Consider the following 15361-nt stretch of genomic DNA (forward strand, 5'->3'; position numbering starts at 1 on the left):
TAATTCCTCCTAATTAATATACATAACACAAGACTTCACCACCGATCTTCAGTTCTGCAGCCTCTTTGTTAGTCATTACACCTTTGGAAGTAGATATTATAGCAATACCCAGCCCATTAATAACACGCGGCATATCTTTATAACCTGTATACTTACGCATACCCGGAGAAGATATTCTTTCTAATTTCTTGATTGCGTTAACTTTGTTAACAGAATCATACTTCAAGGCAACTTTAATAGTTCCTTGAGGACCATCTTCTACAAACTTATAGTTAAGAATGTAGCCTTTTTCAAAAAGAATCTTAGTGATTTCTTTTTTCAAATTCGAAGCGGGAACTTCAACAACTCTGTGCTTTGCACCAATCGCGTTCCGCAACCTCGTCAAATAATCTGCTATTGGATCAGTCATATAAAAATAAATTAAATTAATCAGGACTACCCTGACAATATTTAAACAATAATTACCAGCTTGCTTTCTTTACGCCTGGGATCAGTCCGTTAGATGCCATTTCACGGAACTGAATTCTCGAAATTCCGAATTGGCGAATATAACCTTTAGGACGACCAGTCAGTTTGCAACGGTTGTGCATACGAATCGGATTAGAATTCTTCGGCAACTCTTGCAACTTCTGTGCAGCTTCAAAAGCATCAGCAGCATCACCTGTTCTAACAATTTGCTTCAAAGCAGCTCTTTTTTCGGCGTATTTGGCTACTAATTTAGCACGTTTTACTTCACGTGCTTTCATTGATTCCTTTGCCATATCTATTAGTCTTTTTTAGCGTTTTTAAAAGGTAAACCAAATTCCTTCAGCAATGCATAACCTTCTTCATCTGTTTCCGCAGAGGTTACAAAGGTAATATTCATTCCGAGAATTCTTGTAATACTATCGATATTTATTTCAGGGAAAATGATTTGTTCCTGAATACCAAGGGTATAGTTACCTTTACCATCAAACTTACTTTCGATACCTTTGAAGTCACGGATACGAGGAAGAGCTACACGAACCAATTTTTCAAGGAATTCGTACATTCTTTCACGACGTAAAGTTACCATAACACCAATCGGCATTTTTTTACGCAACTTAAAGTTTGCGATATCTTTACGAGAAATGGTAGCTACAGCCTTCTGACCTGTAATAGCCGTCATTTCATTGATTGCAACTTCAATAATCTTCTTATCAGCAACAGCCATACCTAAACCCTGATTGATAACAATCTTCTTAAGTACGGGTATCTGCATTGTAGAAGAATACTGGAACTGTGATTTCAATGCAGGTGCTATACGCTCTGCATATTCTTTCTTAAGACTAGCAGTATTACTCATTACTTAATCTCCTCTCCTGATTTTTTAGAATAACGCACTACAGTTCTTTTACCTTCCAAAGAACTTACTTTTCTCCCAATACGCGTTGCTTTACCAGTTTTTGGATCAACCGGGTTCAAGTTTGAAATGTGGATAGAAGCTTCCTGCTTCACGATACCACCCTGCGGATTCTTTGCATTCGGTTTTGTGCTTTTAGATACCATATTGATACCTTCAACAAATGCACGTCCTTCTTTAACAAGAACCTTCAATACACGACCAGTTTTGCCCTTATCTTCACCAGCATTTACGTAAACTGTATCGCCTTTTTTAATATGTAATTTACTCATTACTTAAATCTTTTACAAAATTAAAGTACCTCAGGCGCAAGTGACACAACTTTCATGTTTGTAGCACGAAGTTCTCTTGCTACAGGACCGAAAATACGACTTCCTCTAATTTCACCTGCATTATTCAACAACACGCAAGCATTATCATCAAAACGTATATAAGAACCATCAGGACGACGGATTTCTTTCTTTGTACGTACAATTAAAGCCTTTGATACTGCACCTTTTTTAACATCACTAGAAGGGATAACACTCTTCACTGAAACTACAATGACATCCCCCACTGAAGCATAACGACGACGTGTACCACCTAAAACGCGAATACACATAGCCTCTTTAGCTCCACTGTTATCACATACTGTAAGTCTGGATTCTACTTGTATCATAATTACTTAGCTCTTTCAATTATTTCTACTAATCTCCATCTTTTAGTCTTGCTCAAAGGACGAGTTTCCATGATGCTTACAGTATCACCGATATTGCATTCATTCTTTTCATCGTGAGCATGGTACTTCTTCGTTTTGCTAACGAACTTACCATATATAGGGTGTTTTTCCTTAAATTTGGCAGCAACTGTGATAGTCTTATCCATCTTATTGCTCAACACAACCCCTGTTCTTTCTTTTCTTAAATTTCTTGCTTCCATCAAGCTGATCATTTATTGTTAAGTTCTCTTTGGCGTAACTCAGTTTTCATACGCGCAATAGTCCTGCGTAATTGTTTGATTTGAGCAGGATTTTCCAAAGGAGAAATAGAATGATTAATAACCATTTGGTCATAATTAGCTGTCTCTGCCTCTACTCTTTCTACTAAATCACTAGTAGTCATTTCTTTAATTTCTGCAATTTTCATAACACTTACGCATTTTGATTTTGAATATCATAATCACGTCTTACGACAAACTTCGTTGTAATAGGAAGCTTTTGAGCAGCTAAGCGCAATGCTTCTTTCGCGATTTCGTAAGATACTCCTTCAGCTTCAATAATGATTCTACCTGGAGTTACAGGAGCCACAAATCCCTCTGGAGCACCTTTACCTTTACCCATACGTACATCGGCAGGTTTTCTAGTGATCGGTTTATCCGGGAATATACGGATCCAGATCTGTCCTTGACGTTGCATATATCTTGTTACTGCAATACGAGCAGCTTCGATCTGACGGCCTGTAATCCACTTAGTCTCCAAAGCCTTTATGCCAAAAGAACCAAAGGCCAACTGGTTACCTCTTTGGGCATTACCTTTCTGACGGCCTTTTTGTTGTCTTCTGAATTTTGTCTTTTTCGGTTGTAACATAGTTTCCTAAAATTCAAATTCGTTTAGCGATTATTTTTCTTTCTTTTGAAGTTCTTTCCGCCGTTGTTTCCACCATTGTTTCCACGACCACTTTCTTTGCTTTGTGTAAAGTTCGGAGCTAATTCTCTCTTGCCAAATACTTCACCTCGACAAATCCAAACTTTGATACCCAACAAACCTACTTTAGTCAACGCTTCTGCATGACAGTAGTCGATATCAGCTCTGAAAGTGTGTAACGGAGTTCTTCCTTCTTTATACATTTCAGAACGAGCCATTTCAGCTCCATTCAAACGTCCTGAAATCTGAATTTTGATACCTTCAGCCCCCATACGCATAGTGTTTGCGATAGCCATCTTAATGGCACGGCGATAGGCAATTTTACCTTCTACCTGGCGAGCGATGTTATTTGCAACAATCACAGCATCCAGTTCCGGTCTTTTCACTTCAAAGATATTGATCTGAATATCTTTGTCGGTAACCTTCTTCAACTCCTCTTTTAACTTATCAACTTCTTGGCCACCTTTACCGATAATAATACCCGGGCGAGCAGTACAAACAGTAATAGTAACGAGCTTCAGCGTACGTTCAATTACGATTCTTGATACACTTGCCTTTGCAAGTCTTGCATTAAGATATTTACGGATTTTGCTATCTTCCAGCAAAGAATCACCGTAATCATTTCCACCATACCAGTTAGAATCCCATCCTCTGATAATTCCTAAACGGTTGCTTATTGGATTAACTTTTTGTCCCATCTACCTTAATTTTGATCTTCGTTATTACTTTTAGCACCAACGAACAATGTTACGTGATTTGAACGTTTGCGAATTCTATAACCTCTACCCTGTGGTGCCGGTCTCATTCTTTTGAGTGTAGCTCCACCATCAACAAAAATCTTAGTCACGAACAACTCGCCGCTTTCTGCTTTACGTTCGTTTTTCTGTTCCCAGTTAGCAATTGCAGAGCGAAGCAATTTTTCCACTCTTGCAGCAGCTTCTTTTGAAGAAAATTTCAAAACACCAAGTGCTCTGTTCACTTCCATACCACGAATCATATCTGCAACCAGACGCATCTTACGCGGAGAAGTAGGAACATTTTGCAATTTTGCAAAATACATGGTCTTAAGGGCTTCTTTTCTCTTTTCAGCCGATATTTTTTTTCTTGCTCCCATTATTATTTATTACTTTATTATTTCAAATAAATCCTGTTATCTTTTCTTGTTACCAGCGTGTCCTCTGAATGTACGAGTTGGAGCAAATTCGCCCAACTTGTGTCCTACCATATTCTCGGTAACATAAACAGGAATAAATTTATTTCCATTGTGAACTGCAACTGTATGGCCTACAAAATCAGGCGAAATCATTGAAGCTCTGGCCCAAGTCTTTACTACGACTTTCTTGCCCGATTCATTCATGGCAAAAATTCTCTTTTCAAGCTTTACGTTAATATATGGACCTTTTTTTAATGAACGACTCATAGTTTACTCAATTAATCAGATTACTTTTTTCTTCTCTCAATAATGTACTTAGACGACTGTTTCTTAGGAGCTCTAGTCTTAAGTCCCTTAGCGTACAATCCCTTACGTGATCTTGGGTGACCTCCGGAAGCACGTCCTTCACCACCACCCATCGGGTGATCAACCGGGTTCATTACAACACCGCGGTTACGAGGACGACGTCCTTGCCAACGAGAGCGTCCGGCTTTACCAGAGCTTTCCAATCCATGATCAGAGTTACCTACACTACCGATAGTAGCTTTACATGTGCTAAGAATCTGTCTTACTTCACCTGAAGGCAACTTGATTACACAATACTTACCCTCACGAGAAGTCAACTGAGCAAAGTTACCAGCTGAACGAACCAGAGCAGCACCCTGTCCCGGGCGTAATTCAATATTGTGAATCACAGTACCCACTGGAATGTTTTGAAGAGGAAGAGCATTACCAATCTCTGGCGCTGCTGTTTCACCTGACATCAGAGTCGCACCAACTTGCAATCCATTGGGAGCAATAATATATCTTTTTTCTCCATCAGCATAAAATAACAAAGCAATACGAGCCGAACGGTTCGGATCGTATTCAATTGTCTTAACCACTGCTGGAACACCGTCCTTATTTCTCTTGAAATCAACAATTCTAATCACCTTTCTATGACCGCCACCAATGTAGCGCATAGTCATCTTACCTTCGCTGTTACGACCGCCAGATGATTTCTTACCATATACAAGAGACTTTTCTGGTACTGATGCAGTAATTTCTTCGAAAGTACCAATAATTTTATGTCTTTGCCCCGGTGTTGTGGGCTTAAATTTACGTACTGCCATTTTTATTAAATATTACTATAAAAATCAATAGTATCTCCTTCTTTCAATGTTACGATTGCTTTTTTGAATGCATTCGTACGACCATTGATGATACCTGCTTTGGTATAACGGCTCTTGTTTTTGCCAGCATACTTCACAGTATTCACATCAACTACAGTAACATTATAAAGAGCTTCAACTTCCTTCTTAATTTCCAGTTTGTTAGCATCAGGACGCACAACGAAGCCGAAACGGTTCAGCTTATCAGTGATTGCAGTCATTTTTTCTGTTACCAACGGTTTAATAATAATTCCCATTATTTAAGCCTCCTTTTTAAATTAAGATATTGTCAATAGCCTTCAAAGAGTTTTCAGTAAGCACAACAACCCCAGCATTCAATACTCTGTAAGTATTTAATCCTGAGATAGTCTGTACATTAGCACCCTCAATGTTACGAGCTGACAAATATACGTTTTTATTTGCTTCCGGTAAAACTAGTAGTAGCTTTTTGTCGGAAACTTTAAGATTTTTTGTCATTGCAACGAAATCTTTTGTCTTCGGAGCTTCAAAATTGAAATCTTCTACAACAACGATTGCATTGTTCTGAGCTTTATAAGACAAAGCGGACTTACGAGCCAATGTCTTAACTTTTTTATTCAACTTGAAGAAGTAATCTCTTGGCTTCGGACCGAAAACACGTGCACCACCAACGAGAACCGGTGAGTTCATATCACCACGACGTGCCCCACCGCCACCTTTCTGACGACCGATCTTGCGAGTAGAACCACTGATTTCACTTCTTTCTTTTGATTTATGAGTACCCTGACGCTGATTAGCCATAAATTGTTTTACGTCCAAATAGATAGCGTGGTCGTTGGGCTCAATTCCGAAGATAGATTCGTTTAACGTAACCTTTCTCCCAGTGTCTTCACCTTTAATGTTATATACGTTAACTTCCATTATTTCTCAATTAATACGATTGAACCTTTGCAACCCGGGATAGAACCTTTAATCAAAAGAAGGTTATGATCCGCGATTACTTTTAATACCTGCAAGTTTTGTACAGTGACTCTGTCACCACCAAGTTGTCCACCCATGCGCATTCCTTTAAATACTTTTGCAGGGTAAGAACAAGCACCGATAGAACCCGGCTTACGAGCGCGGTTGTGCTGACCGTGAGTAGCTTGCCCCACACCACCAAAACCATGTCTTTTTACTACACCCTGGAAACCCTTACCTTTAGAAGTACCAACAACGTCAACAAAGTCAGCGCCATCGAACAATTCTACAGTAACTGTATCCCCCAGATTCAATTCTGTCTCAAACTCTTTGAACTCAGCCAAGTGTCTCTTCGGTGTTACTCCAGCTCTTTTGAAGTGCCCCATCAACGGTTTAGTTGTATGTTTTTCCTTTTTGTCCTGGAAACCCAACTGAACAGCTGCATAGCCATCTTTTTCTACTGTTTTAACCTGAGTAACAACACAAGGACCTGCTTCGATAACAGTGCATGGTACATTCTTACCATCGGCACTGAAAACGGATGTCATTCCGATTTTTTTTCCTAATAATCCTGGCATTTCACTAATTTTTAATTATCAAACTTTAATTTCTACTTCCACACCACTCGGTAACTCCAACTTCATCAAAGCGTCTACAGTCTTAGCTGTTGAGCTATAGATGTCGATCAATCTCTTATAAGAAGAGAGTTCAAACTGTTCACGAGACTTTTTGTTAACGAAAGTCGAGCGGTTTACTGTAAAGATACGCTTGTGCGTAGGAAGAGGAATTGGACCACTAACAATAGCACCGGTAGCCTTTACCGTTCTTACAATCTTTTCAGCTGATTTGTCAACCAAGTTGTGGTCGTAAGATTTCAATTTAATTCTAATTTTCTGACTCATTATATTTTTTAATTAAGATAGTTATAAAATAAGATAAAGCGGCAGGCTAAGAGTCATTCGCTAGCCTGCTGCCTTAGATATTTTTAGAGTAAATCAGCACGTCCTTTTACTTCTTCCAATACCGCCTTGGCAATAGAAGTAGAAACCTGAGCGTGATGAGAGTAAACCATTGATGAAGTCGCACGACCTGAAGTGATAGTACGCAACGCCGTTACATAACCAAACATTTCAGCCAACGGAACCATCGCTTTCACGATGCGAGCACCAGAACGACTGGATTCCATACCTTCAACCTGTCCACGACGCTTATTCAAGTCACCGATAACATCACCCATGTTTTCTTCCGGAGTTACAACTTCCAGTTTCATGATAGGTTCCATCAATACAGGACCTGCCTTAGAACAAGCATTCTTGTATGCTTGGATAGCACAAATTTCGAAAGATAACTGGTCAGAGTCAACCGGGTGGAATGAGCCGTCAATCAATGTCACTTTTAATGAATCGAGCGGATAACCAGCCAAGACACCATTCTTCATAGCAGTTGTGAAACCTTTCTGAACAGAAGGAATAAATTCCTTAGGAATGTTACCACCCTTCACTTCATCAATAAACTGCAATCCACCTTCTTTGAAGTCTTCGTCAACCGGACCGATCTTAACAATAATATCAGCGAACTTACCACGACCACCAGACTGTTTCTTATAAACCTCACGAAGATCAACTGTCTTAGTGATAGCTTCTTTATAATTAACCTGAGGCTTACCCTGGTTACATTCCACTTTAAACTCACGTTTCAAACGGTCAATAATGATATCCAAGTGAAGCTCACCCATACCAGAGATAACTGTCTGACCTGTTTGTTCGTCAGTCTTCACTGTAAATGTCGGGTCTTCTTCAGCCAGTTTAGCCAAACCGTTAGACAATTTATCCATGTCTTTCTGAGTTTTAGGCTCAACTGCAATACCGATTACCGGTTCCGGGAAGTCCATAGACTCGAGCACAATCGGAGCTGTTTCGTCACACAATGTATCACCAGTGTGAATATCTTTAAAACCTACACCTGCACCAATATCACCAGCACCGATTACTTCAACCGGATTTTGTTTATTTGAATGCATCTGGAACAGACGGGAAACACGTTCTTTCTTACCAGAGCGAGAATTGTAGATATAAGAACCAGCTTCAATTTTACCAGAATACACACGGAAGAAAGTCAAACGACCTACATACGGGTCAGTAGCGATCTTAAATGCCAAAGCAGATGTTTTTTCATCATCACTCGGCTTACGGTCTTCTTCAGCACCAGTATCCGGATTCGTACCGATTACATTTTCTGTATCCAACGGAGAAGGCAAGAAAGCACAAACATAATCAAGTAATGTCTGAACACCTTTATTCTTAAATGAAGAGCCGCACAACATCGGAACAACAGCCATCTGAACAGTTGCTTTACGAAGAGCTCTCAATACCTCTTCTTCTGTAATAGTAGAAGGATCATCGAAATATTTCTCCATCAAAGCATCATCAAATTCAGCAACTTTTTCGAGCATTTTATCTCTCCATTCGTTAGCTTCATCAACGAGGTCAGCAGGAATATCTTCCACTGTATAGTCAGCACCCATTGTTTCATCATGCCAATAAATAGCCTTCATCTTAATCAGGTCAACAAGACCCTTGAAAGATTCTTCAGCCCCGATAGGTACAACGATCGGACAAGGATTGGCACCCAAAACGTCCTTCATCTGACGTACAACTTCAAAGAAGTCAGCACCTGAACGGTCCATTTTGTTCACGTATGCAATACGAGGTACATTATATTTATCAGCCTGACGCCATACAGTTTCCGATTGAGGTTCCACACCACCCACTGCACAGTAAGCAGCAACAGCACCATCCAAGATACGCAATGAACGCTCTACCTCTGCAGTAAAGTCAACGTGCCCCGGAGTATCAATCAAGTTAATCTTGTAAGTATCACCAGCATATTTCCATCTTGTTGTTGTTGCAGCAGATGTAATAGTAATACCACGTTCTTGCTCCTGTTCCATCCAGTCCATAGTAGCAGCCCCATCATGCACCTCACCGATTTTGTGAGTCAATCCGGTGTAAAACAGGATACGTTCAGAAGTTGTTGTCTTTCCGGCATCAATGTGGGCCATGATACCGATATTACGAGTCAAATGTAAATCTTGCTTAGCCATCTTTAATTCCTTATTACTTTAAGTTTTTAATTGATTATATCTTACAGTATTAGAATCTAAAATGAGCGAACGCACGGTTAGCTTCAGCCATTCTATGCATATCTTCTTTACGCTTGTATGCACCACCTTGTTCGTTGAAGGCATCCATGATTTCAGCAGCCAGCTTATCAGCCATTGATTTACCACCTCTTTTACGGGCAAACAGGATCAAATTCTTCATTGAGATTGATTCCTTACGATCCGGACGGATTTCAGTAGGAACTTGAAAAGTAGCACCACCTACACGGCGAGACTTAACTTCCACTTGCGGAGTCACATTATCCAAAGCCTTTTTCCAGATTTCGAGAGCAGATTTTTCTTCGTTAGGAAGTTTCACTTTCACTGTTTCCAGAGCGGCATAAAAGATTTCATAAGACGTATTCTTTTTACCGTCATACATCAAATGGTTTACGAACTTAGAAACCTTTTGGTCATTAAAAACGGGATCCGGAAGGATTACGCGTTTTTTTGGTTTTGCTTTTCTCATTTGTTTGAAAAATAATGTTTTTGTTCTTGGTTGTCTACTTCTTGACTTCTTCAACTCTCCCACCGGAGAATTTACTCAACCTTTAGCATTTCCAACAAACTAAAACGTAAGTTATTACTTTAATTTTAATTAGGTTTTAATCCTTATTTCTTCTTAGCCGGTGCAGCTTGTCCCGGTTTCGGACGCTTAGCTCCGTATTTAGAACGTCTTTGAGTACGACCAGCAACACCTGCTGTATCAAGTGTACCACGAACAATGTGGTAACGTACACCCGGAAGGTCTTTTACACGACCGCCACGTACCAAAACGATTGAGTGTTCCTGCAAGTTGTGTCCTTCTCCCGGAATGTAAGAGTTAACCTCTTTTTGGTTAGTCAAACGCACACGAGCTACTTTACGCATTGCAGAGTTCGGCTTCTTCGGAGTAGTAGTATATACTCTCACGCAAACGCCACGTCTTTGAGGACATGAATCCAAGGCTGGAGATTTACTTTTCTCCACCAGCACTTCGCGTCCTTTTCTTACTAATTGCTGAATTGTAGGCATTTTAATTGTTTTTTGATTTATATTATTGTTATATTAATTTCGTAACTATACATTTTGGGCTGCAAAAATACGAATAATATTTGAATATTCAATGCACTACAACCTTTTTTTATTTTTTAATATTTTTATATCAACCTCACGCTTCGCCTTTTACGCTTGTAAGCGGTGGTATCGGAGCTTCGTCAGAAATACGTATCGGACCAAACACACGTTCATATTTAGCAATATTATCTTCCAATGCCCGCAATAATCGTTTTGCATGTTCAGGAGCCACGACAATACGAGATTGCACGCCAGCTTTCGGCATCCCCGGCATCACACGTATAAAATCAAGAATAAACTCTGAACTTGAATGGGTTATGATAGCAAGATTGGCATATGTACCTTGTGCTACCTCTTCTTTTAACTCAATCTGTAATTGTCCGTTGTTATTTTGTTCTTCCATTATTTAATATAATTAATAGTTATCCTGCAAAATAACACAATTTTCCCGAGACAAAGACAATACACTCAAATAAAAAGAAATAAAAAAAGGAGCAATTACCTCATCCGGCAATCGCTCCTTCTCATATAGTCAATTGAATTGTATTTATTCTACTTCATTGTAGTCGAGTACCGTTTTCTTATTAGCCAAGATACGGTCATACTCTTCTTTTGAACCAACAATAAGTTTTTCAAATTCACGCTGTCCTGTACCTGCCGGAATCAAGTGACCACAGATCACATTTTCCTTCATACCTTCCAGTTTATCAATCTTACCGTTAATAGCAGCTTCATTCAATACCTTCGTTGTTTCCTGGAAGGAAGCAGCCGACATAAAGCTTGAAGTCTGTAAAGCAGCACGTGTGATACCTTGAAGAATTTGAGTAGATGTAGCAGCCACAGCATCACGAACCTCAACAGGTTTCAAGTCACGACGTTTCAGCATACTATTCTCATCACGTAGCTTACGGGCAGTCACAATCTGACCAGCTTGCATACTTTGAGAATCACCAGCGTCAACAACTACTTTCTTACCCCAAATGCGGTCATTTTCTTCCATGAACTCAAGTTTGTCTACAACTTGTTGTTCCAGGAAGCGAGTGTCACCCGGCTCGTCAATCTGTACTTTACGCATCATCTGACGAACGATAATCTCAAAGTGCTTATCATTGATCTTCACACCCTGCAGACGATATACATCCTGAACTTCATTCACGATATATTCCTGCACGGCCGTAGGACCTTTAATAGCCAAGATATCCGCCGGAGTAGTAGCACCGTCAGACAACGGAGTACCAGCACGTACATAGTCATTTTCCTGTACCAGAATCTGCTTGGACAATGCGACTAGATATTTCTTAACCTCACCAGTCTTGGAAGTTACGATAATCTCACGGTTACCACGTTTGATCTTACCCATCGTAACCTCACCGTCAATTTCAGAAACGACAGCTGGGTTAGACGGATTACGAGCTTCAAACAATTCAGTAACACGAGGAAGACCACCCGTGATATCACCCGCTTTACCTACGGCACGCGGAATCTTCACAATAACTTCACCGGCTTTCACTTTCTGACCATTTTCGATAATCACGTGACCACCTACCGGCAAGTTGTAAGTACGGATCAAGTCACCATCTTCCGTCAAGATATGAGCCGAAGGAACTTTCGTCTTATCTTTAGATTCAATAATGATGATTTCACGAAGCCCTGTAGCTTCATCCGACTCAACTTTATAAGTAACGTTCTCAATTACACCCTCAAATTCGATCTTACCAGTTGCTTCTGTGATAATAACAGCGTTGAACGGGTCCCATTTAGCAATCAGCTTGCCCTTTTCTACCAAGTCACCATCACCTACATACAACGTTGAACCATAAGGAACGTTATGAGTAGAAAGAACGATGCCGGTATTTACGTCTACGAAACGAACTTCAGCCAAACGTCCTACTACCACTTTCGCAGACTCACCCATTTCATCAACGATATCTACTGTACGCAATTCCTCAAATTCAAGACGTGCGTTATTCTTAGCAACGATACTTGCATTTGCTGCGATATTGGCAGCAGTACCACCGGCGTGGAATGTACGCAATGTCAACTGTGTACCCGGCTCACCGATAGACTGAGCAGCAATTACGCCAACAGCTTCACCCTTCTGAACCATACGGCTCGTTGCTAGGTTACGACCGTAACATTTAGCACAAACACCCTTCTTAGCCTCACAAGTCAATACCGAACGGATTTCAACACTCTCGATCGGAGAATCCTGAATCTTCTTAGCGACTTCTTCCGTGATTTCTTCACCACCGGCAACAAGCAATTCGCCAGTAGTAGGATGAATAATATCATGCACGGAAACACGGCCTAAGATACGTTCGTACAGAGTAGCTATAACTTCATCGTTATTCTTGAGGTCTGTACAAACCAATCCACGGAGTGTACCGCAGTCTTCTTCTGTAATAATCACATCATGTGATACATCCACCAGACGACGAGTCAGATAACCAGCATCGGCAGTCTTTAAAGCGGTATCCGCCAAACCTTTACGAGCACCGTGGGTAGAAATAAAGTACTCCAACACCGAAAGTCCTTCTTTAAAGTTCGACAAGATCGGGTTCTCGATGATCTGACCACCCTCAGCACCAGCTTTCTGCGGTTTTGCCATCAAGCCACGCATACCAGACAACTGACGAATCTGTTCTTTAGAACCACGGGCACCGGAATCAAGCATCATATATACAGAGTTGAAACCTTGATCATCCGAAGAAATAGTCTTCATCAGGATGTTAGACAACTCGGAGTTAACATGCGTCCAGATATCAATAACCTGATTGTAACGTTCGTTGTTGGTAATGAAACCCATATTATAGTTGTTAACGACTTGTTCAACTTCGTCGTAACCCTTCTGTACCAAAGTCTCTTTTTCCTTCGGAATGATAATATCACCCAAGTTGAATGACAAACCACCCTCGAACGCCATCTGATAACCTAAGTTCTTGATTCCATCCAAGAAGTCGGCAGCTTTAGCTACACCACAAACCTTAATAACATCACTAATAATATCACGAAGAGATTTCTTAGAGATAATAGTGTTGATATAACCAGCCTCAGGCGGAACTATTTCATTCACAATCACACGTCCTACAGAAGTTTCGCGCATTACGTCTACAATGTTACCATTTTCATCAACGTCTTTCACGATTACTTTCACCGGAGCGTGAATATCTACCTTACCTTCATTATAAGCAATCAATGCTTCTTCCGGACCGTAGAATGTCAAACCTTCCCCCTTAGCACCGGCACGCAGCTTAGTGATATAGTACAAACCAAGAACCATATCCTGTGCAGGTACGGTAATAGGTGCACCGTTTGCCGGATTCAAAATATTATGTGATTGAAGCATCAACATCTGTGCTTCAAGAATTGCTTCATTACTCAAAGGCAAATGAACAGCCATCTGGTCACCGTCAAAGTCGGCATTGAAAGCCGTACATGCCAACGGATGCAACTGGATTGCTTTACCTTCAATCATTTTCGGTTGGAAAGCCTGAATACCCAAACGGTGCAATGTCGGAGCACGATTCAACAGTACCGGATGTCCCTTCATTACATGTTCCAGAATATCCCAAATCACCGGTTCTTTTCGGTCAACAATTTTCTTTGCAGACTTCACAGTCTTAACGATACCGCGTTCGATGAGTTTACGGATAATAAACGGCTTGTACAATTCAGCAGCCATCAATTTAGGAATACCACATTCCCCCATCTTCAATTCAGGACCAACGACAATTACCGAACGAGCCGAGTAGTCAACACGTTTACCCAACAAGTTCTGACGGAAACGTCCTTGCTTACCTTTCAAACTGTCAGACAATGATTTCAACGGACGGTTGGCATCTGTCTTCACTGCACTTGACTTACGTGAATTATCAAACAAAGAATCGACAGATTCCTGAAGCATACGTTTTTCATTACGCAAGATTACTTCCGGAGCCTTGATTTCAATCAGTCGTTTCAGACGGTTATTACGGATAATCACACGACGGTAAAGGTCGTTCAAGTCAGATGTAGCAAAACGACCACCATCCAACGGAACCAACGGACGAAGTTCGGGTGGAATAACCGGTACGATACGTACAATCATCCATTCCGGTTTGTTACGTCCACGGGATGCACGGAACGATTCCACTACCTGAAGACGTTTCAACGCTTCATTCTTACGTTGTTGTGAAGCATCATTACCTGCACGGTGACGCAATTCGTAAGACAATGCATCCAGATCCAGACGAGCCAGCAAATCATAGATAGCTTCAGCACCCATCTTAGCGATGAATTTGTTCGGATCGTTATCTTCAAGATACTGATTGTCCTTCGGAAGCGTATCAAGAATATCCAGATATTCTTCTTCTGAAAGCAAATCATATTCAGCTACGCCATCTTCAGCTTTTACACCCGGCTGAATAACAACATAACGTTCGTAGTATATAATCGAATCCAGTTTCTTTGTCGGCAACCCGAGCAAATAACCGATTTTATTAGGGAGCGAACGGAAATACCAAATGTGAGCCACCGGCACAACCAATTGGATATGTCCCATACGTTCACGGCGTACCTTCTTTTCAGTAACTTCCACACCACAACGGTCGCAGACGATACCTTTATAACGGATACGTTTGTATTTACCGCAATGGCATTCATAGTCCTTAATAGGACCAAAGATGCGCTCGCAGAACAAACCGTCACGTTCGGGTTTGTACGTACGGTAATTAATGGTTTCAGGCTTCAAAACTTCACCACTCGAATTCTCTAGGATTTCTTCCGGAGAAGCCAGACCAATTGAGATCTTCGAGAAATTACTTTTCGTCTTATTTTCTTTTCTAAAAGCCATACTCTATATAATTGAGATTTGATAATTGAATCATTGGAAATTGAAAAAGACACGGATGTCAACAGACCT

21 protein-coding genes are annotated in these 15361 nt (G+C 40.6%); all 21 read right to left on the reverse strand.

Going from position 1 to position 15361, the window contains the following annotated elements; translation table 11 throughout:
* Positions 1 to 13: 13 nt before the first annotated feature.
* The 21 genes from rpsH to rpoC all read right to left on the reverse strand — a co-directional run bounded on the left by rpsH (position 14) and on the right by rpoC (position 15292).
* The gene (gene rpsH, locus ACGHVY_RS21665) at positions 14 to 409 is read right to left on the reverse strand and encodes a 30S ribosomal protein S8 (protein WP_004296336.1); all 396 of its coding nucleotides are present in this window, start codon (positions 407 to 409) and stop codon (positions 14 to 16) included.
* Positions 410 to 461: 52 nt separating this feature from the next.
* The gene (rpsN, locus tag ACGHVY_RS21670; protein WP_390601515.1) at positions 462 to 761 is read right to left on the reverse strand and encodes a 30S ribosomal protein S14; all 300 of its coding nucleotides are present in this window, start codon (positions 759 to 761) and stop codon (positions 462 to 464) included.
* A gap of 5 nt (positions 762 to 766) precedes the next feature.
* A complete protein-coding gene (gene rplE, locus ACGHVY_RS21675; protein ID WP_004310886.1) occupies positions 767 to 1324 on the reverse strand; it encodes a 50S ribosomal protein L5 in 558 nt (185 codons plus the stop codon).
* Positions 1324 to 1653: a 50S ribosomal protein L24 gene (rplX, locus tag ACGHVY_RS21680; RefSeq protein WP_007747948.1), complete on the reverse strand. Its 330-nt coding sequence runs from the start codon at positions 1651 to 1653 to the stop codon at positions 1324 to 1326. Before rplX ends, rplE begins: the two co-directional genes overlap by 1 nt.
* A 20-nt stretch (positions 1654 to 1673) precedes the next feature.
* A complete protein-coding gene (rplN, locus tag ACGHVY_RS21685; RefSeq protein ID WP_024988104.1) occupies positions 1674 to 2039 on the reverse strand; it encodes a 50S ribosomal protein L14 in 366 nt (121 codons plus the stop codon).
* A gap of 2 nt (positions 2040 to 2041) precedes the next feature.
* On the reverse strand, positions 2042 to 2311 hold the full coding sequence (gene rpsQ / locus ACGHVY_RS21690) for a 30S ribosomal protein S17 (protein ID WP_004296341.1): 270 nt from the start codon (positions 2309 to 2311) through the stop codon (positions 2042 to 2044).
* A complete protein-coding gene (gene rpmC, locus ACGHVY_RS21695; protein ID WP_005675431.1) occupies positions 2308 to 2505 on the reverse strand; it encodes a 50S ribosomal protein L29 in 198 nt (65 codons plus the stop codon). Before rpmC ends, rpsQ begins: the two co-directional genes overlap by 4 nt.
* Before the next feature lie 5 nt (positions 2506 to 2510).
* A complete protein-coding gene (gene rplP / locus ACGHVY_RS21700; protein WP_004291234.1) occupies positions 2511 to 2945 on the reverse strand; it encodes a 50S ribosomal protein L16 in 435 nt (144 codons plus the stop codon).
* Positions 2946 to 2968: 23 nt separating this feature from the next.
* On the reverse strand, positions 2969 to 3700 hold the full coding sequence (gene rpsC / locus ACGHVY_RS21705; RefSeq protein ID WP_005675430.1) for a 30S ribosomal protein S3: 732 nt from the start codon (positions 3698 to 3700) through the stop codon (positions 2969 to 2971).
* Between the two features lie 5 nt (positions 3701 to 3705).
* Positions 3706 to 4116: a 50S ribosomal protein L22 gene (rplV, locus tag ACGHVY_RS21710; protein WP_005675428.1), complete on the reverse strand. Its 411-nt coding sequence runs from the start codon at positions 4114 to 4116 to the stop codon at positions 3706 to 3708.
* Between the two features lie 36 nt (positions 4117 to 4152).
* Entirely contained in the window at positions 4153 to 4422 is a 270-nt protein-coding gene (gene rpsS / locus ACGHVY_RS21715; protein WP_008762037.1) for a 30S ribosomal protein S19, read from the reverse strand.
* 20 nt (positions 4423 to 4442) lie between these two features.
* Positions 4443 to 5267, reverse strand: coding sequence for a 50S ribosomal protein L2 (gene rplB, locus ACGHVY_RS21720; RefSeq protein WP_004296346.1), 825 nt, complete (start codon positions 5265 to 5267; stop codon positions 4443 to 4445).
* Between the two features lie 5 nt (positions 5268 to 5272).
* Complete coding sequence (rplW, locus tag ACGHVY_RS21725; RefSeq protein WP_007747932.1) at positions 5273 to 5563, reverse strand: 50S ribosomal protein L23; 291 nt, start codon at positions 5561 to 5563, stop codon at positions 5273 to 5275.
* A 16-nt stretch (positions 5564 to 5579) separates the two neighbouring features.
* Positions 5580 to 6206 carry a 50S ribosomal protein L4 gene (gene rplD, locus ACGHVY_RS21730; RefSeq protein WP_390601522.1) on the reverse strand — a complete coding sequence of 209 codons (627 nt, stop codon included), beginning with the start codon at positions 6204 to 6206 and terminating at the stop codon, positions 5580 to 5582.
* On the reverse strand, positions 6206 to 6823 hold the full coding sequence (gene rplC / locus ACGHVY_RS21735) for a 50S ribosomal protein L3 (RefSeq protein WP_390601525.1): 618 nt from the start codon (positions 6821 to 6823) through the stop codon (positions 6206 to 6208). The genes rplD and rplC overlap by 1 nt, the downstream gene beginning before the upstream one ends.
* Positions 6824 to 6841: 18 nt before the next feature.
* The gene (rpsJ, locus tag ACGHVY_RS21740; RefSeq protein WP_002558075.1) at positions 6842 to 7147 is read right to left on the reverse strand and encodes a 30S ribosomal protein S10; all 306 of its coding nucleotides are present in this window, start codon (positions 7145 to 7147) and stop codon (positions 6842 to 6844) included.
* Positions 7148 to 7230: 83 nt separating this feature from the next.
* Positions 7231 to 9348, reverse strand: a complete 2118-nt coding sequence (gene fusA, locus ACGHVY_RS21745; RefSeq protein ID WP_390601528.1) for an elongation factor G — start codon at positions 9346 to 9348, stop codon at positions 7231 to 7233.
* A 49-nt stretch (positions 9349 to 9397) separates the two neighbouring features.
* Positions 9398 to 9874 (reverse strand): 30S ribosomal protein S7, encoded by a 477-nt coding sequence (gene rpsG, locus ACGHVY_RS21750; protein ID WP_005675420.1) that lies wholly within the window; start codon positions 9872 to 9874, stop codon positions 9398 to 9400.
* Positions 9875 to 10017: 143 nt separating this feature from the next.
* A complete protein-coding gene (gene rpsL, locus ACGHVY_RS21755; RefSeq protein ID WP_005675419.1) occupies positions 10018 to 10419 on the reverse strand; it encodes a 30S ribosomal protein S12 in 402 nt (133 codons plus the stop codon).
* Between the two features lie 136 nt (positions 10420 to 10555).
* Positions 10556 to 10864: a DUF3467 domain-containing protein gene (locus tag ACGHVY_RS21760; protein ID WP_390601530.1), complete on the reverse strand. Its 309-nt coding sequence runs from the start codon at positions 10862 to 10864 to the stop codon at positions 10556 to 10558.
* A 144-nt stretch (positions 10865 to 11008) separates the two neighbouring features.
* Positions 11009 to 15292: a DNA-directed RNA polymerase subunit beta' gene (gene rpoC, locus ACGHVY_RS21765; RefSeq protein WP_390601533.1), complete on the reverse strand. Its 4284-nt coding sequence runs from the start codon at positions 15290 to 15292 to the stop codon at positions 11009 to 11011.
* Positions 15293 to 15361: the final 69 nt, after the last annotated feature.

Origin of the sequence: Bacteroides sp. f07, assembly GCF_042854785.1 — a bacterium.
Classification (GTDB): domain Bacteria; phylum Bacteroidota; class Bacteroidia; order Bacteroidales; family Bacteroidaceae; genus Bacteroides.